The following is a 24,838-nucleotide window of genomic DNA, read 5'->3' as shown; positions in this document are numbered from 1 at the left end:
CCTCCAATATGTTTAGAGAATCTCTATGACCTCATATATTCTTTTACCGCCGGGGGCCTGCACGATTGCTTCCTCTCCGGGTTTTTTGCCGATAAGCGCACTGCCCAAAGGGGAAGACATGGAAATTTTTCCCAGTTTTATATCGGCTTCATCAGGACCAACAATCATGTATTCTATTTCTTCTTCCGAGTCAAGATTCTCAACACGAACCCTGCAGGCAAACCTGACAGCATCCTTTGGTACGGTTTCCGGATCAATTATTTTAGCATTTCCAATCTTATAGCTGATTTCACCAATCCTGCCTTCAAGAAATGACTGTTTTTCCTTGGCAGCATGATATTCGGCATTTTCAGACAAGTCACCATGGGCACGGGCCACTTCTATTGATTTGATGTTTTCAGGCCGCTCAATTGTTTTCAATCGTTCAAGTTCTTTTTTCAAGGCTGCATAGCCCTGTTTTGTTATAGGTATCTGCTCCAACGTTCAATTTACTCCATAATAATTATTATTTTTAAACCCTTTATAAATTTTAAATCGCTTTTTCAGTTTTGGATGTGTGATGATATAACAGTGATAAAACAGGTCCGGACACAACATATAATGAAAAAACAACAAAAAGAAAAATATAAGGTTCGGTGGCAAAGGCAACAAAAACAAGGACAAGCATGACAAGTTTGTTAAATTTCATGCTTTTAAAAAAAGATACCTTTTTTAAACTTTTGTACCTGAACGAACTTACCATGCAAAAAGAAAGCGCGAACATCAGTATCATAAAAATCAGCTTGAAGGATTCCGGACTAATCTGCAATCTGTAGAAAAAAAGAACTGCGGAAACATTCATTGCCGCAGCAGCAGGAATCGGCAACCCCTCGAAATCAATACCGGATGATTTACTGGTATTAAACCTGGCAAGCCTTAATGCGCCACATATCGTAAACAAGAGAGCTGCGGACCAACCCGGCCTGCCAATGGATTCAAGCACCCACAAAAACATTAAAAGCGCAGGTGCCAACCCAAAGGTAATCAGATCTGCCAGAGAATCATATTCAACACCGAATTTACTGGTGGTATGGGTTGCCCTGGCAATTTTACCGTCCAGCAAATCAAACACGGCACCAATCAATATTGCAATAGCGGCATCAACAAATCTTAGCTGGATAGTTGCCGTAATTGAATAGTATCCGCAAAATAAATTCATGGACGTAAATAGATTGGGGAGAATATAAATACTTTTTTTAAAATTCTGTTTTTGCATCCTTTAAGGTCTATCCCCTTTATTTCATATATCCAATGATAGTAGACCCGGCCTTTGTTTTTTGACCAACACTTACAGCGACTTTAAAATCCCGGGGCAAATACAAATCAAGACGGGAGCCGAACTGAATCATCCCATACCGATCCCCTTTTTTCAGTATTTCACCCTCTTTAACACAATTCACAATACGCCGGGCAATGAGACCGGCTATCTGAACCACTGCAAAATTTGCATCATCCGCTGTCTTGATAATCAATGCATTTCTCTCATTGTGAATGGATGCCTTGTCAAAAGACGCATTCATAAACTTTCCAGGATGATACACAACCTTTTGCACCATCCCGTCAAAAGGAACACGGTTTACATGAACATTAAACACATTCATAAAAATACTGACCTTGATGCAGGGATCGGATAAATAGTCACATTTTTCTTGTTTTTCAACACAAATGACCTTTCCGTCAGCAGGAGAGATAAGGCTGTTTTCCTCTTGAGGGGGCACACGATCAGGATCTCTAAAAAACCAGCATACAAATAAAGTCACTGCCAGACAGATCCAGAAAAATACTCCCCGCTCAAAATAAAAAAGCATCCCCGTAATGAGAATGGCTATAAATATAAATTTCAGGCCGGGTTGAGCAACCGGTAAAACCGCCCGCGCCGGCCATTTTGAATTATCCATAATTTAACTTTCTTCAATTATATCTGCGTCACACTATCAAACAATCTATCCTTATGTCAATGTCCTTATTTTTCAGCAAATTGCAATTGAGCATCAGACTGTCTGATATAAACCGGAGCAAGTCTATTTTCGGAGCAATTAAAAAAATCTTCTTTTGAACCCAGGGACCGGAGCAATGCGGTTGCGCTCACAGAATCCAAGAATCTATCCGCAAACTCAGGATTATCGGCTGTTTGTTCAATGATATCCCGGTACGCTTTTGATCCCGACCCTGCAAACACTACAGGCCCGCTTGTCATACCGATTGCCTCTTCAGGACTGACAACACTTTCCTTGGTTTTTGACATCAACCTGCCATGGTCAAAATGATAAACAGCGCAATAGACTTCATTTCTCCTGGCATCCATCATCACACAAACCGGAATGGAACAATGATCAAACCGGAACGCAATCCCATCCAGACTTGAAACACCTGCCGCAGGTTTCCCCATGGCATAGGCCAATCCTTTGACTACACTTATACCGATTCGAAGCCCTGTAAAGCTTCCCGGCCCCCTGGCAGCCACAAAACCTTCCATGTCACCCAGTGCCATAAAAGCGCGGTTTTCAAGCATATGCTCGATCATTTTCACAAGTCGCCTGGAATGCGTCAGCCTGGCATCCCAAAACTCTTCACAAACAAGTATGCTTCCATCAACAATTGCCAAGCTGCATCCCTGTTCTGCCGTACTCAGACAAAGAAGTTTCAATTATCTGCCCTTTTCTTGTCCGGTTTTTCTTCATCTGAATTTTCTTTATTTGATTTTTCTTCCAAAGCAATATCAAGAACTTCCCGTATATCACTTACACAGGTAAATTTCATTTTATTCTTAATCACCTTGGGCATATCATATAAATCTTTTTTGTTTTTTTCGGGAATGATCACATGGTCAATGCCTGCCCTTAAAGCACCAAGGGCTTTTTCTTTAAGCCCCCCGATGGGCAAAACCCTTCCTCGCAAAGAAATTTCACCTGTCATTCCCACTTTATTATTCACTTTGCGACCGGTAAATGCTGAAATCAATGCCGTTGCCATGGCAATTCCTGCTGAAGGACCATCTTTTGGAATTGCACCGGCAGGCACATGAATATGAATATCGTTATTATCAATATCTTCTTTGTTTATACCAAATTTATCTGCATTGGCTTTTGTATAAGTAAGGGCAGCCCTGGCAGATTCCTGCATCACGTCACCGATCTGGCCTGTGACCAGCAGCTCTCCTTTTCCCTGATACAATGACACCTCGATATACAACTGCTCTCCGCCGACTTCAGTCCATGCAAGGCCTGTTGCCAGGCCCACCTGGCTCTCTTCCTGATCAAGCTCTGTAAGATATTGGGGCGGACCCAGATATTTTGTAAGATTTTGACGGGTGATGGAAAATTTTCCCTTTTTCCCATCTGCAATCTGCCTTGCAATTTTTCTGCAGATGGCATCCAGCTTCCTTTCAAGCCCTCGTACACCGGCTTCCAGCGTGTATTCTGCAATAATCAACTCCATGGCAGCGGAACTGACATGAATGGACCTGCGAATCAAACCGTTATCCTTGAGTTTTCTGGGTAAAAGATGTTTTTGGGCAATCACTTTTTTCTCCTGGCGGGTATACCCGGAGATTCTGATCACTTCCATCCTGTCCAGCAAAGCAGACGGAATCGTGTCGGACATGTTTGCGGTTAAAATGAACAGCACATTGGAAAGATCAAAAGGCATATTCAGGTAATGGTCTGAAAATTCAAAATTCTGCTCAGGATCAAGAGCCTCTAACAGGGCAGAAGAAGGATCTCCTCTGAAATCATTTCCCAGTTTGTCGATTTCATCCAGCATGAATACGGGATTATTTGTACCACATTGCCGCAACCCTTGCAAAATCCGTCCCGGCATGGAACCGATATAAGTTCTTCGATGTCCCCTGATCTCAGCCTCATCCCGGATACCGCCCAAGGACAGCCGATGAAACTTACGCTTCATGGCTTTGGCAATAGCCTGTCCCAACGATGTTTTTCCAACACCAGGAGGCCCCACAAAACAAATGATCTGTCCTTTTTTCTGGGGATTTAATTTTCTGACACTCAAATACTCAAGAATTCTTTCTTTGACTTTATCCAGACCAAAATGATTTGCATCCAGAACCTCTTGTGATTTTGGAATATCAAGAAAATCTTTTGTTGCTTTGCTCCATGGCAAATCAACGATACAGTCAAGATAGGTTCTTACAACCGAAGCTTCAGAAGAGTCGGAATGCATCTGCTCAAGACGTTTGAGTTGCTTTTGTGACTCTTGTTCACAGTCCTGGGGCATTTTGCATTTTTTAATTTTTTCCTTAAACTCTTCTATTTCGGCAAGTTTCTCGTCATTCTCTCCAAGCTCCCTGTGAATTGCCTTTACCTGCTCTCTGAGATAATAATCCCTTTGATTTTTAGAAATCTCATCTTTGACATCTATTTGAATTTTAGCCTGAACCGTTGAAAGATCCAGTTCTCTTGCCAAAAGATCATTCACCTTTTTCAACCGTTCGGTTCCTTCGGTGATTTCAAGTAAAATCTGGGCATCCTCAACCTTTAAATTCAAATTGGAAGCAACAAGATCTGCCAATTTGCCGGGAGATTCAATATGAGACAACAAATCCCCCACATCCCCCGAAAACTCGCCCTTAAGGGCCAATAATTTTTCACTGGCTTCTTTGACATTACGCATCAAAGCTTCATCTTCAATGCTGAGTTCCACAGGATCGACATCCGTTAAAAATTCAATCCGAACTTTAAAAAAAGTTCTCTTTTTAACGTATTCCAATATCTTTGCCTTGGCTATTCCCTGAACCAGGGCCTTGATCCTGCCATCCGGCAACTTGATCATTTTTTGAATCCTGCCAACCGTACCAACGGCATAAACATCCTTTGCTGTTGGTTTTTCCAGTTCAGAATCTTTCTGGGCGCTCAAAAAGATATACCTGTCATACTCCACAGTCTCTTCAACTGCTTTAATGGATTTTTCCCGTCCGACAAACAATGGCAGCAGCATATCGGTAAATACGACAACATCTCTTACCGGCATCATGGGAAGAATTTTCGGGATATCCTCTATGTTGCTTTCTTTTTCTATAATTTCAATCAGGTCATCAATATCTGCTTCAGCCATTTTTGCTCCTTATTATTCATATAAAAAACACTGAATGAAAATTTTTTTGACAGTTAACTTTGCATTCAGTGTTTGACATTCACTTTTCATACCTTCATACTGGTGACTTTACAATAAAACACATTTTAATTTTTACAATATCCTTGAAAAAATATTTTTAACTATAATAAAAGAAAATAACAAAACCTAAACAAAAAGAGAACATGACAATGACAGACTATTTTTCTTATTCAAACTTAATAATTCCGGGAATGATTGTTTTTATATTCGGCACCTGTATCGGAAGTTTTTTAAATGTTTGTATTTACCGGATTCCTGCAAACAAATCTATTGTCACGCCGGGATCGTTCTGTCCCAATTGTAAAAACAGCATTCCCTTTTACTGCAATATTCCCATATTCAGCTACTTCTTTTTAATGGGCCACTGCAAATTCTGCCTGAACCCGATATCCATCAGGTACCCTTTTATAGAAGCGCTGACCGGTATCTTTTCCCTCCTGTTATTCCTTAAGTTCGGGCTAACTCCTTCCATGGCCTACTGGTTTGTTTTCATAAGCGCTTTAATTACCATTTCATTTATCGACATTGATTATCAAATCATCCCGGACAGCATCTCTCTTACAGGCATACCAATCTTTGCGTCTTCTTTCTATTTCATACCTGAAATGACCATAAAAACCACTCTATTGGGCATACTGGCCGGAGGGGGCAGTTTATATGCGGTAGCGCTTTTTTATTATTTACTAAAGAAACAAGAGGGCATGGGCGGCGGTGACATTAAACTTCTGGCCATGATTGGCGCTGCAACCGGAATAAAAGGGGTTGTTTTCACTATTTTTACAGGCTCATTATTCGGCACCATCACCGGAATTTTTATCATGCTTTACACCAGAATAGCAGATACAAAATTAAAGATTCCTTTTGGACCATTTCTGTCGTTAGGCGCAATTGTATATATTTTCTTTGGAAATCAATTGATTCACTGGTATCTGGTGAGTTTTGGATTTTAGGTGCCGGCTTCTGAGTATTGAGAAACAAATTGCCGCTCCGCCTCATCACCCATCATTCACACCTTCATAGCATATTTCTATAACCATCTTACCTTTTGTCGTATTAAAAGGAAGAACAAGAACATGTTTCACACCTTTAACGTGTTCTATAAATGCATCCTTGCCTATTTTGATCTCCGTAAACTTAACTCTTACCTTTTTATCCATCTCAGCAATTTTTGTCGCAACATGGCCGGCTACCATATTACAGATCTCACCTACCGCATCATTTATTTCTTCATTGAGTTGGGTCATATCCTCACCAAACATCGCCGAAACGATTCCAAGTATACTTTTTTCCGAAAAACTAATGGCGGCTGAGCCGGAAAGATCACCGGATATTTCAAGCAGCCCGGAAATATCACCCAATGCTTTTCTATCTTTTTTCAAAAACGGAATTTCCGGTTTTACTTTTACAAATGCCGTTGTATCAAGAATATGTAACGTACCCTCAATAAAGGGATTTACCAGTGCTGCATCCATATTTTCCTCCTGTTTAAGTTGATTTTATGATTTTCGCTTCATTCTGGCAACAAATTTAATAAAAAATGTGAATAAATACTTGACACGGGCCTCTCAACGACGTAACTTACGCAGAAAAGCTGATTCAATTTAACTTAAAAAATTATGTTATCGACGATTTTAGTATTTAAACATTTCTAAAACCTAAAAAAGGAGTGATCAAAATGAATAAAGGTGATTTAATAAACAAGGTTTCAGAAGTACTTAACAGCAAAAAAGATGCACAGTCTGCTGTTGACTGCACCATCAAGGCAATTACAGATGCTCTGTCCAACAATGATTCTGTTACACTGGTTGGTTTTGGAACATTTAAAACAGCTGAAAGAAAAGCCAGAAAGGGAAGAAATCCACAAACCGGCAAAGAAATTGATATTCCGGCCAGAAACGTACCAAAGTTCATCCCGGGAAAAGCATTAAAAGACGCTGTAAAATAATATCGACAGGTTTGGTTCAGGCAGTATGACGCATCAGGATAAATACTGCCTGGATAGTAATTAAACCATGGGCTTTGATATAAGCAAAATAATGCTGCCATCCGTTGGGGTGGATATGGTTTTCAATATTAATTCCCTGGCACCTTACTGCAGGCCATCCATTATTTATGATATTAATGTGGCCAATACGTCAATTATTATTGCCCAACCTCACATACCGTTTTTAAAAGATACGAATTTTAAAGAGTTACACCTGACCACTATTATTCAGGATAAAAACAGAAAAATAAGACTCGGCGTAACTTGTCGTCAGTTTAAAATCATTAATCACTTCGCGCTCGCCAATAATACAAAAGTACAAGCGGTGTTGTTAAGCTATGAGTTGCCTGTAAAAGAGACCAATATCAGGGGTGGTTTTCGATTGTTGCTTAATGCAAAGCATCTGGTTAAAGGAAAACTGCGATATAAAAATTTTGAATATTATACGTCAAGGGAATTTTCTATTAAAGATATTTCTCTTTCCGGGCTTAGCCTTGTGATTCCAAAAAAAACTAACAACAAACCAAATCCTTTGTGTGAAATAAAAATCAATGAGCATATTATGATAGGAATTATCCTGATCAATACGAATCAGGGCACACCTGTTGGTGTTCTATCTATCAAGACGCAAGTTGTCAGAATCAATACAAATAATTCCAGAACCTACGCTTTAGTGGGGCTAAAAATTTTAAACCTGGGAAATAAAAATGAAACACTTTTAAACCGGTTTATCCATGATGCCCAGATTGACGACCTGAAAACTCTAAGCAGAAGGAATTGATAAATTCATTATATACTCTTTTAACCATCCAAGCATCTTTTTTTGATCCTGATTCGGACTCAAAAGCTCCTGTTCCACTTCCTTTAATTCCCGCATACCTTGCTTACAATTAAATTTTATATCGTTTTTATAGCCGATAAACTGATCTTCAGGCAAAGAAGATCTTAACCTGTTCAAGTAAAGATGATATTCACTATCTTTTGATTGCCCTGTTTCATCTTTAAAATTCCTGTCAAAAATACGACCGGCTAATTTTTTTATCCTGGGGCTTTGAATTTTTTGTAAGGTTTCTTTTTTCCGGTTGTTCGAAGCCTTATGAAACAAATCACTTTGTTTTTTCTCAAGGGAGGAAAAAAAACCATCCTGGTAAAGCGCTGCGTCCGGGTCTATGTTGGGTACAAAAGGATATTTATAACTGCAATGGTACTCAATAAATTCAAAAAATTTTTCCCGGTGATGACGAATTTTATCCATATTTTCATTGGCAGATTTTTGCGAAGCCTCCGGCAATTTTTCCCAAAATCTTTCAAGGGCAGGCAATACGATCAATGCATCTCCGGGACGTTTTCTTATCACAAACGTATCCTTCAAATCCTGATCCGCATCCAGGCCTATAATGTCGTCTGAATCAAGTCGCAACCAAAGACTTTGATTTTTATACACCCTTGATTCTCCAAGACGGATAACAGGCACCAGGTAATTTTTCCCGGCCCCAAAAGATGCCGAAACCATAATACAAACACTGAAGCGCTCTGATTGAATATCAAAAGTTTTTTCAATGCGGCTTATCCTGATTTCATCCCGGGTTTTATTAAAAAATTCAAGACAATATTTCCAAATATCCTTTTGAAGAACCAATTTTCTGACAAGCTCAATGACAGCCTCAACATCATTCATTGCTTCATGAGCCTTGCCGGAAGTGACAAACCTGTTTTCAGAAGAAATCAAATCAAGTTTCAGACTTGGTTTTCCATCAATGCACGGCCACTTCAGACAAGATGGATAAAAGACCCTGAATACAGCCGTAATTGGCAGAATATCCATCCTATAGCACCCATTACCATATTGATGCAAATAGGGATCTAAAAGATTTCGATAAAAAAGAAACCTTAAGAAAACATCATCAAAACCAAGTGAATTATACCCCAGACTTATAGTACCCGGTGTGTTTAATATGTTATGAATTTTCAAAGCTGCTTCATATTCACTGATACCATGTTCTAATTCATCGTAAGTCAAACCGTGAGTTAAAAAAGCTTTTGGCGACGGCACAATGTCTTTACGCAACCGAATGGTAATGGTTTGCCTGTCTATTTCATTGAGTCCAAAATCAGTTCGGATGAAGGCAAACGTTAAAATCTGATCAAATGCAGGATTTAAACCACTGGTTTCAATATCGTAGAACAAAAAGGTCTTCATTTTTATCTTTCATTTCCCAACACAAAAAGGGACAAAAAAAAACATCTTTGTCCCTGGTGCGTTTGTACCGGATGATTCGATTGAATAAAAAAGGCTATCTTTTTGAAAACTGAAAGCTTGCTCTTGCGCCTTTTTTACCGTATTTTTTACGTTCTTTTTTCCTTGAATCTCTTGTAAGGAATCCTGCGTTTTTTAAAACACCTCGAAGATCAGGATCTGAAAGTTCAAGCGCTTTGGACACACCAAGACGTACAGCACCGGCCTGACCGGATTTTCCGCCGCCCATCACGGTAACTTTAATGTCAAAAGCATCGCTTTTTTCAGTAAGAACCAAAGGGGATAAAAGCAAATCTCTTGTTACATTTAATTCAAAGTATTCATTAAGATCTTTATTGTTGACTACAATCTTACCATTGCCGGGTGTTAACCATACTTTGGCTATAGAATCTTTTCTTTTACCAGTCGCGTAAAATACGTTTCCACTTTCCATTGATAATTATCGCGTCCTTTATTCCTTAGATTTCAACAACTTCAGGCTTTTGAGCAGCATGAGGGTGCTGATCGCCCGTATATACAAATAATTTTTTACCAAGTTTTCTGCCAAGTCGATTCTTAGGAAGCATTCCCTTAACCGCTTTTTTTATCAACTCTTCAGGCTTTTTCTCCAGCAATTCTTTTGCCGTAGTGGATTTAATGCCGCCAATATAACCTGAATGACGGTAATACTTTTTTTGATCCAGTTTATTACCCGTCATACGAATCTTATCTGCATTGATAACAATAATCCAGTCACCCGTATCAACATGAGGCGTAAAAAGAGGATTGTGTTTTCCACGAATCCTATACGCCACCTGAGATGCAAGCCTGCCGAGAATTTTATCCTTTGCGTCAATGACACACCAATTTTCACTATTGTCTGATCTTTTTGCACTATATGTATATTTTTTCAATTTCTTCAACGCTCCTCTTCATAAACACAATCTATAAAACTTACATAATTTTAATATCCATGTCAAGCAAAATTTAAAGCTCTATCTGTTTTCCTTTTTGTAAATCAGGGTTGTCAAGCGCAGTTGAATCTTTCCCTGCCGATAGTTTGCTTGAGGTCTTACAAAAAACTTCAGCATTTAAAACACCACCATTTTCAACAATAAGGTCTTTACACTCTACTTTACCTGCACATACCCCAGTGGCAAGAATAATCAATTCCCTGGATGCCGTAACTTCTCCTTGAAATTTTCCGCCAATCGTAATACTGGATACCTTTGTAGCACTGGAATTCACCTGCCCTCCCTCTGCAATGATCACCACCTCTCCTTCAATAGCACCTGTTACCTGCCCCTTTATAATCAATTTTCCGCTGCTTGATATTGATCCCTCAATTTTTAGTTCCCTATCAATAATTGAAAGGTTTTGGCTGTTTTTCTTTCCCACTTTATATCTCCCGGCCTGCCTATGATTGAATACCTTTTACCGCCTTAAGCCTCAGTGATATCGATCATCTTATCGAATATCAAATCACCTTGATCATTAAATATAAAAATAGCCGCTTTTTTAAAAAATTCAGGATCAGCCTGACTTTTGATCCTGAATTTAACTGGTTTAAAATGCGCAATTGAAAAATACTGCCCTTTTCCATACTCAGACGGAATACCATTTTTCAAGGCTGAGGCTGGCACCACAAGCCATTGATCTTCAATATTGTTATCAGGTTTCAACAGTGTGAAAATTCTTCCTGAAACATCTCCGGGTTTATTAGAACTATTTTTGATATTAAATCGAACCAGAAGATCGCCATTTGTTCCATCCTTTGTAACAGCAAATTTTTCTATCAAAACTGTTTTTTTCATCACTTTAGATTTGGCTGATGTGTCAGGCGGTTTATCAATAGTATTTAGTTTAGAGGCATTTAATTTAGATTGAACCCTGTTTTCTTGTTGTTCAGCCGTTGAAAGCTGATTTGTTTTGACCCTATTTTCAAGTTCCGAAACGCAATTTGCTTCCCGATTCTTTGAGACCACAGGTTTTTTTTCTTCAACTTCTTTTTTAATAATCTTTGGATCTTTTCCCGAAATCACCAACCTTGCCATTAATATTTCTTTTTCCCTGCTCAGTTCATCAACTCTGTTTTCAGATCGAACAAGCCTGGTTTTAATTAAATCCACACCCCTGGATATCCCGGTATAATAAAATATGGCCGCTGCCACAAAAAAAAGTATGCTGACGGCAGATAAAACACCTAAAAGAGGCTTTAAATATTCACCGGATCTTATTCCTCCGAAATCATCAATTATCATAATCCTTGACTTTCTGTTCTTTTTATATGGCTTTGGTCTGGATCGCCTTATTTCCCTTTCCAGCTCTCTTGATATATCTTCCATAATCCACCTTTATTAACTAATTTCAAACTTTTTACCCCCTGGGTTGTTAACCTGCTGGATTTATACTCCTGAAAAAAAGAAATCTCACATGTCATCCTGCCCGGCTTTACTTTGAATTCTCTACCGGAAACATGTATATAATCATATTTTTTTGATAAATTCTGTTTTCTTTTAACCCAAGCCTTTTTATTCATCCCGTCAGAGTAAAAATTTTCAGCATAAAATGAAGCATACTTGGTCATATCCTTTTTTGACCATGCCGCCAGCCATTGCTGAGTGGTATTAATGATTGATTCTTTTGTAAAAACCGGTGTTACAAGTGTATTTGCAGCTGTAATCAAAGGAACTTTTGCTTTTTGAAATTTTTTTGATACTGTTTGAAAAATATCGCCAATAATTTTATAGGTATTGTCTTGATACTCCAAAAATAATTTTCTTTTGCCTAAGCATACTTTTCCATTTTGGACTTTTCCATTTTTAGCGGTTAAAAACAAATCAAATAAAACCACAAAAACACGGTTATGATAATAGATCCCAGTTCTTTCCCTTTTCACCCCCAGGCTTAAATCAGACTTGTCCGCTTGTTTTCTTATTTTGAACCACTGCTCCCACCAATTGATATAGGGTAAGTATTCAGGAGAATAAAATGATAAATAATCATGATAATTTCCGTTTTCAATGGAAATTTCCCATTGCGTCAAGATAGAATCAATATTCATAGCCTGTTTGATGATTGTTTCGTTTTTAACCTTGTCAATTTCCTGAACCATAATCACAGGTGTTGAATCAAGGGTTACATAGTCTGAAAGCTTCAGGATATCAGCATTTTCCAATGCAATGCATCCGTTTGAATCCATGGGCTTGAGTTTTTTATTTGTACCATGTATCCAGATAGCTGATCCATTTTTCCCCACTCTTTTATCAATAAAATTGGGATAATCTGTTGGAAATGCTTTTTTCCCATATACCGGTGACAAGTATTTATCCTCATATTCGTTCTTCAAAAAATAAATACCCTCGGGTGTTTTCTTGTCGCCTGCCTTGAATTTTATACCGGATGCCTCTCCTGTCGAACAAGGAAACTGAAACACAACAACCATTTCATTGGCTCGGGAAGTATAAAGAAAAAGGGTTTGGCTTTTTTTCTCAACTAAAATTACATTTTCATTTTCAGGCAATTTAATAATTGCGGATGGAAATGATTTTTCATCTGAAAAAACAATAGAATCAAATGTTAAAAAAAACAGTCCCGCAAAAAGCAAACACAGGACATTTTGTTTATTTAAACTTATATTATTTTTCATCCAAATCAAAAAACACGGCTTATTTTATGGTTTAACTTTAAGATGGTGATATGCTTTTTCCGAAGTTTTTCTGCCACTGGATGTGCGAAGAACCAGGCCGATTTGCAATAAAAACGGCTCTACGACATCCACAAGCGTATCGGTTTCTTCCTGCAATGTTGCCGCAATGGCTTCAATCCCCACAGGTCCTCCTTTATAAAAATCCACTATGGTTTTCAGATAATTCCTGTCAAGGCATGTCAGACCCAGGGCATCAATTCCTTCGAGTTCAAGAGCTGCTTGAACACTGTTTCTGGCAATTTTTCCATGTGATTTTACCTGTGAATAATCCCTAACTCTTTTTAATAACCTGTTGGCAATCCTCGGGGTTCCTCTGGATCTTTGGGCCAGTTCCAGAGCGCCATCATCCGAGATGGTTATGTTCAAAATAGCAGCAGACCGTTTAATGATAATAACCAGTTGATCCACAGAATAAAAATCAAGTGTTCGAAAAAGTCCGAATCTATCCCTTAAAGGGGAGGATAAAAGCCCCACTCGAGTGGTTGCGCCAATAAGAACAAACTGGTTTAAGCGATATCTGTGACTTCTTGCATGAATCCCCTTGTCAAATATAAAATCCACGGCAAAGTCTTCCATGGCCGGGTATAAAAATTCTTCAACAACTTTTGGAATTCGATGGATTTCATCAATGAATAAAATATCCCCTTTGCCTATATTAGTTAATATTCCAATAAGGTCCCCTCCCTTCTCCAGGGTGGGTCCTGACGTGACGGTCAGCTCTTTTTCCATTTCATTGGCAATGATATGGGAAACGGTTGTTTTACCTAAACCAGGAGGCCCGTGAAGCAATATGTGATCTAACGGTTCATTCCTCATCTTGGCTGCCTGTATGGCAATCTTCAAGGTTTCTACCGTATCATTCTGTCCCACATAGTCATTAAAGCTTATGGGTCTTAAGGAAACAATATCCGAAGACAAATCATCGGATGTGCTGTTGGATGTAACAATCCCTTTTTTCTCAGAAGAATAGGAAATAATATCATCATTCATGGCTTATCTAATCTTTCCCAAAGATCTCATCAAAAAGTTCTTCCGGCGTTGAAATTTTATCATTAGTTTCCAAGGCTTCCCTGACCATTCTTTTTGCAGATGCAGGTGAATGACCCAGCTGCTCCACAAGGACATCCTCAACCTGCCGGCCAATGTCGGGTATCTCAAGCACAAAAGATTCAGTCTTCATTTCTTTTTTATCATGATTTTCACCCTGATTTGCCAGCATAAATTTTTCAACTTTTCCATGAAGGGTTGCAATTATTTTTTCAGCCGTTCGTTTACCAACCCCACTTAAACCGGTTAAAAACGAGACATCTTTTTTTTCAATAGCCCTTGCAATCTCACTGGACGGCCTAGTCATGGCTTTGACGGCTTTCATGGGACCGATGGCATCTACGGTAATAAATGTTTGAAAAAATTCTTTTTCCTCAGGAAATTCAAAACCGATAAGAACAGGCTTTGGCTGTCGATCTGTCTGGTGATAATAAATATACAGAGAAATCATGCTATCTGTGGTTTCCCGGGATGCCAGCTTCTCAACCATTTGAGGATTCAACAGCACCTCATATCCTACGTTACCCACAAGCAGCAGAATACCATCAGATTCAAACTGTAGAATAATTCCTTCCAGATATCCGATCATAGCATCCTTTTATACCTGTAATATCCTGTCAAAGCCAGCCCCAGTGCATCAGATGCATGAAAGGGCTTTATTGGCTCACCATGTCCCAATAAATTACGGACAGACCGTTCCACCTGATGTTTGTCTGCGCGCCCATTCCCGGAAACAATTTTTTTCATTTCCCTTACGGAAATTTCTTCCACATCAAGTCCTGCTTTATAAGCAGCCAGAAGAAGAACACCTGAAACTTTGCCCAGCATAATACCTGATCCAGGGTATTTTTCAAGTGAGTATATGTCCTCTATCACCACACGATCAGGTTTTTGTGCGCAAAGAAAAGACAGAACTTTAGAATAAATGGTGTGAAGTCTGAAATGAATCGGCTCCTTTGAACCAGTGGATATGCTGCCAAATGAATACGATAGGATTTCCCGATTATTTCCCTCTATAACGCCAATGCCAGTGCCGGCCAACCCAGGATCAATTCCAACTAGTTTTACCATAAAAATTGATAGACTTACTTTAAACTTTTTAATTTCTTTTGAGCATATTTGGCTTCATTTGAATCAGGGTGTTTTTTTAACAATTCTTTCAGGATAAGTCTTGCGTTAGCTTTTTCACCCAGTTCAGCAAACGCATACCCTTGTTTTAATCTTGCTGCAGCCAATTTATTGCTGTTAGGATACACTTCCAAGACTTTCTGGTACTCCAGGATTGCTTTTTCAAACCATTTTTCAGCATAATAACTGTCGGCAATCCAAAATCTTGCATTGTCCGCATTATTAGAATCCGGATATTTATTGATAAAGTTTTCAAACCGGATACGGGCGTTTTCCTTATCTCCCTCATCAAACAATTTCTTTGCAAACTCATACAATTCAAGTTCGGCAGTCTTTCCGGATTCTATTGATGAGACTGCTTTTTTTTCAATTTTTCCTGCTGCAGATGGTTCAAACCCCATATACTTTTCAAGCGCTATCACTTTTTCATAATTCTTTGAGACTGCCTGATCAAGTCGATCAATTTTTTTCTCAATTGATTCACTATCATTTTGGCGGTATTGTGCAAAACTGTGATTAATTTCTTCAATCATACCTTGAAGCCTCTGAATGTCTGATTTGATACTCTGAATAGTATCTTTCATTTCAGCATACTCTTCCTGGCTGATACTGTGACTTTCATTTAATCTTTTTTCGATACTTTCAATATTCTGCTCAAACTTCAAACGAATCTGTTCATTTTGCACGGCAGATTCTTTTGATTTTTCAGTTTGCCGCTTATTTTTCAATTCCAGAGTTGCCACCTTGTTTTCAAGAATCACAAAACTCTGGGATTCGACACAGCCGGAAAAAACCAATACAATAACCACAACACCAAACAAATATTTGATTCTCATAACTAAACTCCAGCAATCAAAAGAAATTTGTGGAAGGACAAATTTATAGTTGCAAGAACAGATTTTAAATCAATCCTGTATTAATCAATTGCAAAATGAGCGCGCCTGTTTTTTCTGTATGCATCTTCTGTTTTTCCAAAATCTTCAGGTTGTTCTTCACCATAGCTGATGGTGTTCAAACGAGAAGCCAAAACGCCCAGATTGACCAAATAAGCTTTTGCCGAAGTGGCACGCCTTTCACCCAGTGAAAGGTTATATTCAGTTGTACCGCGGTCATCACAGTGGCCTTCAATGGTTACGGATACCGAATAATTTGCTTTTAACCATGCTGCTTTCTCTCTTAAAATTGTTTTTGCCATGGGACTCAGTTGAGAGCTGTCATATTCAAAATGGATGTTCTGGTTCTCAAACCGTTTTTTTGCAGCCATTATTTTAGCTTGCTTCAGCGCTTTTTCATTGGCAATTCGATCTTCCAGTTCTTGCTGTGCAATACGATCTGCCTCTTCCCTTGCTTGCGCTTGAGCTTCTGCTTTAGCTTTGGCAGCATTTTTATCTGCTTCTACCTTAGCTTGATCCTCAATAGCCGTTGCATCTGACACAATTGTTTTTTTTGCGCATGAGACAGTAAAAAAAAGTCCTGCAACAAGGATTGCCATGGTCAGATTAATCCACACTCTGTTTTTCATTTTTTTATCTCCTCTTTGTTTGAGGGAACAAATTTGTCCCCGCCTATGATTCAACTCAACTAATTCAACTTTAGTAATTCAACCCTACTATGACAAAGAGAGCAGATTTAAAACCTGCCCCCGCCATATCATATTTATTCAGTACTTTGTTACATTGACCAATCCGGTTGGGTCTGTTTGCCGCTCAGACTTAAAAGTCTTCGCTGGTCTGATCCGGATGCAGTCATTACAAAAATTCTTGGAACCCCGTTTTCACGAGTTGATGTAAAAGTTATCATACTTCCGTCCGGTGACCATGCAGGATCTTCATTATCCCCCGTATTCATAGTCAATTGAACCGGCATTCCCGTATCAACATTGAGTATAAAAATATTAATATGATTATCTTTAATGTTGACATAAGCAATTTTCTTGCCATCAGGAGACCAGGCCGGCGATGTATTATTAAGACCTTTGAACGTCAGCCGCCGCACTTCTCCTGATTCAATATCCTTTATATATATCTGGGGAGTTCCGGCCCGTTTTGAAGTAAAAACTATTTTTTGGCCATCCGGTGAAAACTTGGGCGACACATCAATTCCCCAGCTTTTTGTTATTCTTTTAATAATTTCTCCGGTCAGGGTCAACAAATAAATTTCCTGATCCCCTGAAAAGCTTAAGGCTGCCGAAAGTTTCAGCTGTCCGGGCATCCAATCCGGAGAAATATTCATTCCCTTGTAATTGACAATTGCACCTTTGTTTTCATTGAAATTCTTAATAAATATATCCGGCTTCCCCTTTGCGTAGGAAACATAGGCCAGCCATTTCCCATCAAAAGACCAGGATGGAGAAAGACAAATACTTTTGTGGAAGGTCATCTGCTTGACGTTTTGCCCGTCAAAATCACAGGTGAATATTTCTTTTTTCCCGTTTACTGTTGAAACAAATGCAATTTTACTATTGAACACCCCCCATTTACCGGTAAGTGAGTGGGATATTTCACTGCAAAACAAATGGATCATCTTCCTGATTTGGGAACGCGAACCGCTATATACCTTGCCCACCAGAAGTTTTGTATTAAATGTATCAAAAAGTCTTAATTTCAGTTTTACTTGGCCATTGGCTTCAATAATCCCCCCGGTAACCAGCAGCTCAGTGCCAATGCCTGTCCAATCCCGAAAATTAATCTGGCCCAATTGAATGCCTGATTCAGCAGGATTTGATAAAAATGCAACAGGGTTCATCGTTTTAAGGTAGCCTGTAAAATCAAGTGCCTGTGTTAAAATACGCCTTGCTTTTTCTCCATCTTTTACCTCAACTTCATGCCCGTTAAACGCCTTAAATTCCGTCACAGCAATAGGTGTTTTCTTTAAAAACGGATTACTGATGTTGATATAATCATATTCTTGAGCGCATACAGTAGTACCCCATTGCAATAAAAAAAAACAAATACACACAAGAAAACATCTGTATACCATAGTTTTATTAACCATCTCATGGATACGATACCGTTTATTCATGACAATGAAACCCATTTTTATTTCAGCCCTCTTGGTGTAAAAATAACAATAACATCATAGGAATGCCTTCCACCCGGCAACTGCGGCAGTGGATTTGCTTTTTTAATTGCTTTTTTTGCAGATTCATCAAGATAACGATTTCCTGACCTGGTTTCATAAATAATATCCCGTATTTCACCACTTTTTAATACTTTGATCAGGATTCTGACTTCAAGGTTCTGGTTCATCCTGGCAAGGGTTTCATTAAACACCCAGTTCTGCTCTATTCTTGAACCTAAAACCATTTTATATAGCTCTATGGGTTTATATCCCTTCTTTCCATACCCGGCATATGCCCCCTTCCCTTGATCCTCATTTGTCTTACCCTGCTCCTGCACCTTTTTCTGAAGACGGCTCATGGCTTGTTCAAGCTTAGCCTGGGATTGATCCTCAACTTTTTTTTCCAATTGTTTCCTTGCTGATTCCAATACCTTTTCAGGATCAATTTCTTTTTTGGCCTTTTTCTTTTCAACCGGCCTCTTTTCAACCGGCTTGTTCTCTTTTTTCTTATCTAATGCTTTTCTTTTTTTCTCTTGCAGGGCGATCAAATCTTTCAAATTCTTGGGTTTTGCTTTTAAACTGATATCCGGTTTAAGATTTGGAATTTTCCTGCTCTTTTTTATAACAGGTGCTTTCGTTATAATGGGAGCCTTCTTTATTGGAACCCCTTTTTCCGTTAAATGCGCTTGACTTTTGGCAGGTTCTTCAAACACCGGTTCCGGTGAAAAAGATACCAAATCAATCTGAATAACCGGTGGCAGGGGTTTGGACAGTTTGATATCCTGACAAAAAATCATACCGCAAAAAAACAAACCATGCAAAACAACTGAAATAGAAAAAAAAACGATTCCTGTTTTCCTGCCATAATCAGGAGTAAGAAGTGAATCTTTTCTGATTTTAACTTTTATAGGGAGACTCATACCTGTCAATCAGGACGCATTTTCATCTTCAGGAAGGGTGATCATCCCGAGACTGTCAATACCGGATTGTTTTATCTTTGAGATCACATTGACAACGACTCCATAGGGCACTTTTTTATCCGCCCTGAGATAGACATTTTTTTTATCAAAATTTTCCAATACAGCCCCCAGCTTCAGGGTCAGAAATTCAACACTGACAACCTGTTCATTAATAAACACTTTTAAATCATCATCAATGGAAATAATCAAACGTTCTTCATTACCGTTTAATGCTTTTGAGGTCGCCTTGGGCAAATCCACATCAACCCCCTGAACCATCATGGGAGCCGTCACCATAAAAATAATCAGCAAAACAAGCATGACATCCACAAAAGGGGTGACATTGATCTCGGACATGAACTGATCATTACCTGAGCCTGATTGCATCATACCTCCATTTGCTTTTGAATATCACGTTCCATTATATTTAAAAGATCTGAAGAAAAACTCTGCAACTCAGAATCCAAGACCCTTATCCTGTCCGTAAAATAATTATAGGCAATAACAGAAGGAATCGCCACTGCAAGGCCTGCTGCCGTTGCGATCAATGCTTCCGATATACCCGGAGCAACTACGGCAAGGCTTGCAGATCCGCTCAACCCGATCCCATGGAAGGTATCCATGATCCCCCATACCGTGCCGAAAAGACCGATAAAAGGAGCGGTATTACCAGCTGTTGCCAAAAACGGCACCAATTGAACCAGACGTCTGACTTCTACGCCAATGGATCGATTTAACGATCGTTTTATACTGCCGACTGCTTGGAAATAGGAGTTATCTGTTCGCTTTACCTGTGTTTTTTCATTATCTTTGCTGTCAGATCTTGCCATCTCCATATATGCAGTGATAAAAATCCTTGCAACCGGACTTGATCTCAATGCCTTGGCTTTTGAAAATGCATCTGAAAGATTTCGGCACTGCCAGAAAACATCTGTAAAATCAGCAGATTCTTTAAATGCACTCCTTACATACCTGAATTTAATAAATATGATTGCCCATGAGGTTATTGAAAAGAACAGCAGCAGCAGCATGATAAACTTAACAACCGGGCCTGCATCACTCAGCATGTAAAACAATCCAACGGTTTCCGTGGTCATACAACCTCTCTTACAAATTTACCTTCCCAATAGAGATAACATAATAAATCAGTGGCAAGATAATAAATAAATTTTAATAAAACTAAGTATATGAGCCGGCATTTCATGTCAAGGTCTTAATTGTGATAACAAAAGCTTCAGACCCAAACGAAATGCCCCTTTTATAGATAGTTAAAAAAAATAAAGCCCTTGCACACCAAATGAGCAAGGGCTTTATTCAAATATTACGAATGGTATTATTGTTTAACGAAACATTACATCATTCCGCCCATTCCGCCCATTCCGCCCATTCCGCCGCCGGGCATTCCACCAGGCATTCCGCCGCCGCCAGCACCTTCTTCAGGTTTCTCAGCGATCATGGCTTCCGTGGTCAGCATGACAGAGGCAACACTGGCTGCATTCTGAAGTGCAAAACGAACCACTTTTTTAGGATCAATGACACCGGCTTCAATCAGATCTTCATAAACATTTGTCAAGGCATTGTAACCAAAGGCACCTGTGCCCTCTTTGACTTTATTGATAACAACAGATCCTTCAGCACCTGCATTGTCGGCAATTTTACGAAGAGGTTCTTCAATGGCGCGTGCAATAACATCCACACCCAGTTGTTCTTCGCCTTCAAGACTAAGTTCTTCAAGAGCTGCAATACATCTGACAAGAGCAACACCGCCGCCAGGCACGATACCTTCTTCAACTGCTGCACGGGTTGCATTAAGGGCATCTTCAACTCTGGCTTTCTTTTCCTTCATTTCAGTTTCAGTGGCAGCACCAACATTAATCACTGCAACACCGCCAACAAGCTTGGCAAGCCTTTCCTGAAGCTTTTCTCTATCATAGTCAGAAGAAGTTTCTTCAACCTGGGCACGAATCATTTTCACGCGGCCTTCAAGCGATTCTCTGGAGCCTGCACCATCAACAATAATTGTATTGTCTTTATCAATCGTAATGGTTTTTGCCTGACCCAGATCTTGAATGGTTACATTTTCAAGTTTGATTCCAATGTCTTCTGAAACAACCTGTCCGCCGGTTAATACGGCAATATCTTCCAGCATGGCTTTTCTTCTGTCACCAAATCCCGGGGCTTTAACTGCAGCAACATTCAAGGTGCCGCGAAGTTTATTGACAACCAGTGTGGCAAGAGCTTCGCCTTCAACATCTTCGGCAACGATCATGAGAGGTTTGCCTGTTTTGGCAATCTCTTCAAGAACCGGAAGAAGATCTTTCATGGAAGAAATCTTTTTGTCGCAGATTAAAACAAACGGACTGTCAAGGGCTGCAACCATTTTCTCTGAATCAGTTACAAAGTAAGGTGACAGATAACCGCGGTCAAATTGCATACCTTCCACAACGTCCAGAGTCGTATCCATTGATTTGGCTTCTTCTACGGTGATAACACCTTCTTTACCAACCTTATCCATGGCTTCGGCAATAATATTACCAATGGTTGCATCATTGTTTGCGGAAATGGTTCCAACCTGGGCAATTTCATTCTGGTCTTTGGTCGGTTTTGTTATTGTTTCAAGACTTTCAACAATCTTAGCAACCGCTTTGTCAATCCCTCTCTTGATTCCCATGGGATTGTTTCCTGCAACAACCAGCTTCTGGCCATTTTCATAGATTGCACGGGCCAAAACGGTTGCAGTAGTAGTACCGTCACCAGCCATATCAGAAGTTTTACTGGACACTTCTTTTACCATCTGAGCGCCCATGTTTTCAAATTTATCTTCCAGATCAATCTCTTTTGCAACAGTTACACCATCTTTGGTAACATTGGGAGAGCCCCAGGATTTTTCAATAACGACATTTCGTCCTTTAGGTCCAAGAGTAACCACAACTGCATCTGCAAGAGCCTGAACACCCCTAAGCATTGCTTCACGGGCCTTCGCATCATATTTAATTTCTTTTGCCATCTTCAATAATCTCCATTTATATCGTTAAATTATTCAATTACTCCGAGAACATCATCCTGACGAAGGATAAGATAATCAATACCGTCAATTTTTACATCTGTTCCACCATATTTGCTGAAAAGAACACGATCCCCTATCTTTACATCCATTGGAAGAAGTTTTCCGTCTTCACCCATGCGGCCATTACCTGTGGCAACGATTTTGCCTTCTGCCGGTTTTTCTTTTGCCGTATCAGGAATAATAATACCGCCTTTGGTTTTTTCGTCCTCTTCAACACGTTCAACAAGAATTCTGTCACTCAATGGTCTCAAACTCATGATCACTTTCTCCTTTAAATGGTATTTGTTGTGTTAATGCATATAGTTTGTTTTATTCAACTTCAATTTTTGGAACATTAATTTTTAGAATCAATTGTCTTTTTTGAAGTTGTTTTTGAAGTTGTTTTTGATTCTTTGGATTTAGTACCGGCTTTTTTATCAGATTTTGTTTCTGTTCCCGTTTTAGCACCGCCATAGTCTGTGACGTACCAGCCCGATCCTTTAAGATGAAATGAACTTTGTGAAATCAGCTTTTTCAGACTGCCCTTGCAATGAGGGCAAGTCGTAAGAGGGGAATCTGAAATTTTTTGAAGTGCTTCTTCTATTTGTCCGCACTCTGTACATTGATATTCATAAACTGGCATTTTACTTCTCCGTTTTTCTTTAGTCGTCTTGGAAAATCAAAGATAAAATAATAAGTTATTTATCCTTGTCAAGAAGGTGTATCTAAATTTTTTACCTATATGCCGGATCTCGAAATTATTAACCAATCTTTATAAAATCCAAATACTTGATTCAAACCTGGAATGGATAACTGGTTTAAAATAATATAAGTTAGCTGATGCACTTTTCGTTCTTCATCAAAGGTAACATCAGCTTCATTTTTATTTTCATACCGGTGTTGAAATTTTAAAAATCTGACAACATGAACCAGTTCATGGGTTAACACATACAAAAGAAAAGGTTCCAATAACACGCCCTCTTTTTCAACAATTGAAAGTATGGCGCTGTCCTGAAGACACACTTTATAGAAACTAAAAGAAGAAGACCCTAAAGGAACATCTTTTTTGCGCCCTTCATACTTGACAACCTGGGCAAATGGACCGTCAACATGCTCATGAACAGCCAGATCTTTTGCTGTCTTAATATCATACCTGTTTTTCAGCCACTGGCCGGAAGACAGTTTAAAATAGTTATTAACCAATTCTTCCGATACTTTTACGGCTTCATCAACCTTTAGAAGTTCTTCTTGATTAAAGTGTCGTAACGTTTGCATCCGGTGCCTTTTTATACCAAAATAAAAAATGGACATTTAAATAAACATTATGCTATAGTAACTATTTAGCGAATTTGAAATAAAAAAAATAATATAATGTATACAAAGGAGGTGATTTTTTTGGGTAGTGTGATTAAAAAGAGAAGGAAAAAAATGAGGAAACATAAACACAGAAAACTCCTTGCCAAAACCAGACACCAGAGAAAGAAAAAATAGCTGGTGTAATCTGCGGAGTATTGAGTTGCAAACCAATTCAACTCAATACTCGAATCTTCTTCCTACCGTTCAATACCCTTAAAGTATTTCATAAAATCAGAATCCGTTGAAAGAATCAGCGTACTGTCTTTTTTCATGGTCTTCTTATAGACTTCCATTGTCTTCACAAATGCATAAAAATCCGGGTCAACGCCATAGGCATCCGCATAAATCTTTGTGGCAGTTGCATCAGCATCACCCTTAATCTTCTGGGCATCTTTATATGCCTGGGATTTAATCACCTGGAGTTCTTTTTCTTTTTCACCCCGTATATTGCTTGCTTCACCCATACCCTCTGCCCGGTATTTTTCGGCGATTTGATTTCTTTCGGCAATCATCCTGTTATAAACAGCCTGCCGAACATTTTCAATATAGTTGATTCGTTTTATTTTTACATCCACAAGCTCAATACCGAACTGGATCAATTTTTCACCGGCTTGTTTTACGATTCTTTTTGTAATCTCATCGCGGCCCAGATTAATTTTATATTGAATACGCTTCCTGTTCTCATCAACAACCGATTCAAATGTATCCATGGGTCGATCCGTATTTCGAACACTTTCAACAAGGGGATAAGATGTCACAAGATTTCTCATGGCCGGATCAATAATATCATCCAGACGCTCAATTGCGGCCAATTCATTGTTAATGGTCTGAAAATACTTGACAGGGTCAACAATTTTCCATCGCGCAAAGGTATCCACCCAAATATAAGTTTTATCTTTTGTGGGCACCTGGCCTGGGTCACCATCCCAGGTTAACAGATTATTTGGAAAAAAATTGGCAATTTGAAAAAACGGCAGCTTGAATTTCAAGCCCGGCTCGGTAATAGGCTGCCCCACAACTCGACCAAACTGGGTTATCACAACCTGTTCGGTTTCATCAACAATGTAGGCAGAGCTGTAAGTTAATAAAACAGCAACAGCAACGACAATCAAAAACAACGGTTTTATAATACTATTCATTT

The 24,838-nt window shown here is 39.1% G+C and carries 30 protein-coding genes; 4 read left to right on the top strand and 26 right to left on the bottom strand.

What is annotated here, in order from left to right; translation table 11 throughout:
• Window positions 1-12: 12 nt before the first annotated feature.
• The 5 genes from greA to lon form a co-directional block, all read right to left on the bottom strand.
• On the bottom strand, window positions 13-480 hold the full coding sequence (greA, locus tag BLT94_RS01525; protein WP_092229744.1) for a transcription elongation factor GreA: 468 nt from the start codon (window positions 478-480) through the stop codon (window positions 13-15).
• A gap of 49 nt (window positions 481-529) precedes the next feature.
• The gene (gene pssA / locus BLT94_RS01520; protein WP_092229742.1) at window positions 530-1,255 is read right to left on the bottom strand and encodes a CDP-diacylglycerol--serine O-phosphatidyltransferase; all 726 of its coding nucleotides are present in this window, start codon (window positions 1,253-1,255) and stop codon (window positions 530-532) included.
• Window positions 1,256-1,274: 19 nt separating this feature from the next.
• On the bottom strand, window positions 1,275-1,937 hold the full coding sequence (locus tag BLT94_RS01515) for a phosphatidylserine decarboxylase family protein (RefSeq protein ID WP_092229740.1): 663 nt from the start codon (window positions 1,935-1,937) through the stop codon (window positions 1,275-1,277).
• Between the two features lie 65 nt (window positions 1,938-2,002).
• On the bottom strand, window positions 2,003-2,686 hold the full coding sequence (gene tsaB, locus BLT94_RS01510) for a tRNA (adenosine(37)-N6)-threonylcarbamoyltransferase complex dimerization subunit type 1 TsaB (RefSeq protein ID WP_092229737.1): 684 nt from the start codon (window positions 2,684-2,686) through the stop codon (window positions 2,003-2,005).
• The gene (gene lon / locus BLT94_RS01505) at window positions 2,683-5,112 is read right to left on the bottom strand and encodes an endopeptidase La (protein WP_092229734.1); all 2,430 of its coding nucleotides are present in this window, start codon (window positions 5,110-5,112) and stop codon (window positions 2,683-2,685) included. Before lon ends, tsaB begins: the two co-directional genes overlap by 4 nt.
• Before the next feature lie 209 nt (window positions 5,113-5,321).
• Here lon and BLT94_RS01500 point away from each other — a divergent pair, with 209 nt between their 5' ends.
• Entirely contained in the window at window positions 5,322-6,122 is an 801-nt protein-coding gene (locus tag BLT94_RS01500) for a prepilin peptidase (protein WP_092229732.1), read from the top strand.
• Between the two features lie 45 nt (window positions 6,123-6,167).
• On the opposite strand, the gene BLT94_RS01495 is transcribed toward BLT94_RS01500, so the two are convergent.
• Window positions 6,168-6,644, bottom strand: a complete 477-nt coding sequence (locus BLT94_RS01495; protein WP_092229730.1) for a chemotaxis protein CheX — start codon at window positions 6,642-6,644, stop codon at window positions 6,168-6,170.
• A 203-nt stretch (window positions 6,645-6,847) separates the two neighbouring features.
• On the opposite strand from BLT94_RS01495, the gene BLT94_RS01490 reads away from it, so the two are divergent.
• Together BLT94_RS01490 and BLT94_RS01485 are read left to right on the top strand one after the other, a co-directional pair.
• Window positions 6,848-7,117 (top strand): HU family DNA-binding protein, encoded by a 270-nt coding sequence (locus tag BLT94_RS01490; protein ID WP_014956874.1) that lies wholly within the window; start codon window positions 6,848-6,850, stop codon window positions 7,115-7,117.
• A 67-nt stretch (window positions 7,118-7,184) separates the two neighbouring features.
• A complete protein-coding gene (locus BLT94_RS01485) occupies window positions 7,185-7,937 on the top strand; it encodes a PilZ domain-containing protein (RefSeq protein WP_092229727.1) in 753 nt (250 codons plus the stop codon).
• Here BLT94_RS01485 and BLT94_RS01480 read toward each other — a convergent pair.
• From BLT94_RS01480 to BLT94_RS01390, 19 genes are all read right to left on the bottom strand, one after another.
• Window positions 7,920-9,356 (bottom strand): exodeoxyribonuclease I, encoded by a 1,437-nt coding sequence (locus BLT94_RS01480; protein WP_092229724.1) that lies wholly within the window; start codon window positions 9,354-9,356, stop codon window positions 7,920-7,922. The two genes, BLT94_RS01485 and BLT94_RS01480, sit on opposite strands and share 18 nt — an antisense overlap.
• Before the next feature lie 94 nt (window positions 9,357-9,450).
• Window positions 9,451-9,846 (bottom strand): 30S ribosomal protein S9, encoded by a 396-nt coding sequence (gene rpsI / locus BLT94_RS01475; RefSeq protein WP_092229722.1) that lies wholly within the window; start codon window positions 9,844-9,846, stop codon window positions 9,451-9,453.
• Window positions 9,847-9,871: 25 nt separating this feature from the next.
• Window positions 9,872-10,306, bottom strand: coding sequence for a 50S ribosomal protein L13 (gene rplM / locus BLT94_RS01470; protein ID WP_092229719.1), 435 nt, complete (start codon window positions 10,304-10,306; stop codon window positions 9,872-9,874).
• A gap of 73 nt (window positions 10,307-10,379) precedes the next feature.
• Window positions 10,380-10,790, bottom strand: coding sequence for a bactofilin family protein (locus BLT94_RS01465; RefSeq protein WP_092229715.1), 411 nt, complete (start codon window positions 10,788-10,790; stop codon window positions 10,380-10,382).
• Window positions 10,791-10,834: 44 nt separating this feature from the next.
• Window positions 10,835-11,737: a hypothetical protein gene (locus BLT94_RS01460; RefSeq protein WP_092229711.1), complete on the bottom strand. Its 903-nt coding sequence runs from the start codon at window positions 11,735-11,737 to the stop codon at window positions 10,835-10,837.
• Window positions 11,701-12,915, bottom strand: coding sequence for a L,D-transpeptidase family protein (locus BLT94_RS01455; protein ID WP_175530232.1), 1,215 nt, complete (start codon window positions 12,913-12,915; stop codon window positions 11,701-11,703). The genes BLT94_RS01460 and BLT94_RS01455 overlap by 37 nt, the downstream gene beginning before the upstream one ends.
• 150 nt (window positions 12,916-13,065) lie before the next feature.
• A complete protein-coding gene (ruvB, locus tag BLT94_RS01450; RefSeq protein ID WP_092229707.1) occupies window positions 13,066-14,091 on the bottom strand; it encodes a Holliday junction branch migration DNA helicase RuvB in 1,026 nt (341 codons plus the stop codon).
• Window positions 14,092-14,098: 7 nt separating this feature from the next.
• Entirely contained in the window at window positions 14,099-14,737 is a 639-nt protein-coding gene (gene ruvA, locus BLT94_RS01445) for a Holliday junction branch migration protein RuvA (protein ID WP_092229705.1), read from the bottom strand.
• Window positions 14,734-15,219, bottom strand: a complete 486-nt coding sequence (locus BLT94_RS01440; RefSeq protein ID WP_092229702.1) for a crossover junction endodeoxyribonuclease RuvC — start codon at window positions 15,217-15,219, stop codon at window positions 14,734-14,736. Before BLT94_RS01440 ends, ruvA begins: the two co-directional genes overlap by 4 nt.
• A 14-nt stretch (window positions 15,220-15,233) precedes the next feature.
• Window positions 15,234-16,112 (bottom strand): tol-pal system protein YbgF, encoded by an 879-nt coding sequence (gene ybgF / locus BLT94_RS01435; protein WP_092229700.1) that lies wholly within the window; start codon window positions 16,110-16,112, stop codon window positions 15,234-15,236.
• An 80-nt stretch (window positions 16,113-16,192) separates the two neighbouring features.
• Window positions 16,193-16,798 (bottom strand): peptidoglycan-associated lipoprotein Pal, encoded by a 606-nt coding sequence (gene pal, locus BLT94_RS01430; RefSeq protein WP_092229697.1) that lies wholly within the window; start codon window positions 16,796-16,798, stop codon window positions 16,193-16,195.
• Between the two features lie 149 nt (window positions 16,799-16,947).
• Window positions 16,948-18,297, bottom strand: a complete 1,350-nt coding sequence (tolB, locus tag BLT94_RS01425; protein WP_245742894.1) for a Tol-Pal system beta propeller repeat protein TolB — start codon at window positions 18,295-18,297, stop codon at window positions 16,948-16,950.
• A 17-nt stretch (window positions 18,298-18,314) separates the two neighbouring features.
• Window positions 18,315-19,256 (bottom strand): cell envelope integrity protein TolA, encoded by a 942-nt coding sequence (locus BLT94_RS01420; RefSeq protein WP_139168959.1) that lies wholly within the window; start codon window positions 19,254-19,256, stop codon window positions 18,315-18,317.
• Window positions 19,257-19,265: 9 nt separating this feature from the next.
• A complete protein-coding gene (gene tolR, locus BLT94_RS01415) occupies window positions 19,266-19,682 on the bottom strand; it encodes a protein TolR (protein ID WP_092229689.1) in 417 nt (138 codons plus the stop codon).
• Window positions 19,682-20,392 carry a protein TolQ gene (gene tolQ, locus BLT94_RS01410; protein WP_092229687.1) on the bottom strand — a complete coding sequence of 237 codons (711 nt, stop codon included), beginning with the start codon at window positions 20,390-20,392 and terminating at the stop codon, window positions 19,682-19,684. The genes tolR and tolQ overlap by 1 nt, the downstream gene beginning before the upstream one ends.
• Window positions 20,393-20,646: 254 nt before the next feature.
• On the bottom strand, window positions 20,647-22,302 hold the full coding sequence (groL, locus tag BLT94_RS01405; protein ID WP_092229685.1) for a chaperonin GroEL: 1,656 nt from the start codon (window positions 22,300-22,302) through the stop codon (window positions 20,647-20,649).
• Window positions 22,303-22,331: 29 nt separating this feature from the next.
• Window positions 22,332-22,619 (bottom strand): co-chaperone GroES, encoded by a 288-nt coding sequence (gene groES, locus BLT94_RS01400; RefSeq protein WP_092229683.1) that lies wholly within the window; start codon window positions 22,617-22,619, stop codon window positions 22,332-22,334.
• 77 nt (window positions 22,620-22,696) lie between these two features.
• The gene (locus BLT94_RS01395) at window positions 22,697-22,984 is read right to left on the bottom strand and encodes an FmdB family zinc ribbon protein (RefSeq protein ID WP_092229681.1); all 288 of its coding nucleotides are present in this window, start codon (window positions 22,982-22,984) and stop codon (window positions 22,697-22,699) included.
• Between the two features lie 95 nt (window positions 22,985-23,079).
• A complete protein-coding gene (locus BLT94_RS01390) occupies window positions 23,080-23,616 on the bottom strand; it encodes a hypothetical protein (RefSeq protein WP_092230086.1) in 537 nt (178 codons plus the stop codon).
• 96 nt (window positions 23,617-23,712) lie between these two features.
• On the opposite strand from BLT94_RS01390, the gene BLT94_RS01385 reads away from it, so the two are divergent.
• Window positions 23,713-23,832 carry a 30S ribosomal protein bS22 gene (locus BLT94_RS01385; RefSeq protein WP_456072996.1) on the top strand — a complete coding sequence of 40 codons (120 nt, stop codon included), beginning with the start codon at window positions 23,713-23,715 and terminating at the stop codon, window positions 23,830-23,832.
• 62 nt (window positions 23,833-23,894) lie between these two features.
• Here the strand turns inward: BLT94_RS01385 and hflC are convergent, their stop codons facing one another.
• A complete protein-coding gene (gene hflC, locus BLT94_RS01380) occupies window positions 23,895-24,836 on the bottom strand; it encodes a protease modulator HflC (RefSeq protein WP_092229679.1) in 942 nt (313 codons plus the stop codon).
• Between the last annotated feature and the right edge of the window lie 2 nt (window positions 24,837-24,838).

It is taken from the genome of Desulfobacula phenolica (assembly GCF_900105645.1).
GTDB lineage: Bacteria > Desulfobacterota > Desulfobacteria > Desulfobacterales > Desulfobacteraceae > Desulfobacula > Desulfobacula toluolica.
The sequence above is the reverse complement of the archived record's forward strand: the minus strand, read 5'-3'. Positions and strand labels throughout refer to the sequence as shown.

Coding starts and splice junctions, on each gene's coding strand:
- lon (WP_092229734.1), bottom strand. CDS start 5,112: ATGGCTGAAGCAGATATTGATGACCTGATTGAAATTATAGAAAAAGAA.
- pssA (WP_092229742.1), bottom strand. CDS start 1,255: ATGCAAAAACAGAATTTTAAAAAAAGTATTTATATTCTCCCCAATCTA.
- BLT94_RS01395 (WP_092229681.1), bottom strand. CDS start 22,984: ATGCCAGTTTATGAATATCAATGTACAGAGTGCGGACAAATAGAAGAA.
- BLT94_RS01495 (WP_092229730.1), bottom strand. CDS start 6,644: ATGGATGCAGCACTGGTAAATCCCTTTATTGAGGGTACGTTACATATT.
- hflC (WP_092229679.1), bottom strand. CDS start 24,836: ATGAATAGTATTATAAAACCGTTGTTTTTGATTGTCGTTGCTGTTGCT.
- tolR (WP_092229689.1), bottom strand. CDS start 19,682: ATGCAATCAGGCTCAGGTAATGATCAGTTCATGTCCGAGATCAATGTC.
- BLT94_RS01390 (WP_092230086.1), bottom strand. CDS start 23,616: ATGCAAACGTTACGACACTTTAATCAAGAAGAACTTCTAAAGGTTGAT.
- BLT94_RS01460 (WP_092229711.1), bottom strand. CDS start 11,737: ATGGAAGATATATCAAGAGAGCTGGAAAGGGAAATAAGGCGATCCAGA.
- tolQ (WP_092229687.1), bottom strand. CDS start 20,392: ATGACCACGGAAACCGTTGGATTGTTTTACATGCTGAGTGATGCAGGC.
- pal (WP_092229697.1), bottom strand. CDS start 16,798: ATGAAAAACAGAGTGTGGATTAATCTGACCATGGCAATCCTTGTTGCA.
- BLT94_RS01480 (WP_092229724.1), bottom strand. CDS start 9,356: ATGAAGACCTTTTTGTTCTACGATATTGAAACCAGTGGTTTAAATCCT.
- ruvA (WP_092229705.1), bottom strand. CDS start 14,737: ATGATCGGATATCTGGAAGGAATTATTCTACAGTTTGAATCTGATGGT.
- rpsI (WP_092229722.1), bottom strand. CDS start 9,846: ATGGAAAGTGGAAACGTATTTTACGCGACTGGTAAAAGAAAAGATTCT.
- ybgF (WP_092229700.1), bottom strand. CDS start 16,112: ATGAGAATCAAATATTTGTTTGGTGTTGTGGTTATTGTATTGGTTTTT.
- groES (WP_092229683.1), bottom strand. CDS start 22,619: ATGAGTTTGAGACCATTGAGTGACAGAATTCTTGTTGAACGTGTTGAA.
- BLT94_RS01420 (WP_139168959.1), bottom strand. CDS start 19,256: ATGAGTCTCCCTATAAAAGTTAAAATCAGAAAAGATTCACTTCTTACT.
- groL (WP_092229685.1), bottom strand. CDS start 22,302: ATGGCAAAAGAAATTAAATATGATGCGAAGGCCCGTGAAGCAATGCTT.
- BLT94_RS01440 (WP_092229702.1), bottom strand. CDS start 15,219: ATGGTAAAACTAGTTGGAATTGATCCTGGGTTGGCCGGCACTGGCATT.
- BLT94_RS01490 (WP_014956874.1), top strand. CDS start 6,848: ATGAATAAAGGTGATTTAATAAACAAGGTTTCAGAAGTACTTAACAGC.
- BLT94_RS01515 (WP_092229740.1), bottom strand. CDS start 1,937: ATGGATAATTCAAAATGGCCGGCGCGGGCGGTTTTACCGGTTGCTCAA.
- BLT94_RS01500 (WP_092229732.1), top strand. CDS start 5,322: ATGACAGACTATTTTTCTTATTCAAACTTAATAATTCCGGGAATGATT.
- ruvB (WP_092229707.1), bottom strand. CDS start 14,091: ATGAATGATGATATTATTTCCTATTCTTCTGAGAAAAAAGGGATTGTT.
- tolB (WP_245742894.1), bottom strand. CDS start 18,297: ATGAATAAACGGTATCGTATCCATGAGATGGTTAATAAAACTATGGTA.
- BLT94_RS01385 (WP_456072996.1), top strand. CDS start 23,713: ATGTATACAAAGGAGGTGATTTTTTTGGGTAGTGTGATTAAAAAGAGA.
- BLT94_RS01485 (WP_092229727.1), top strand. CDS start 7,185: ATGGGCTTTGATATAAGCAAAATAATGCTGCCATCCGTTGGGGTGGAT.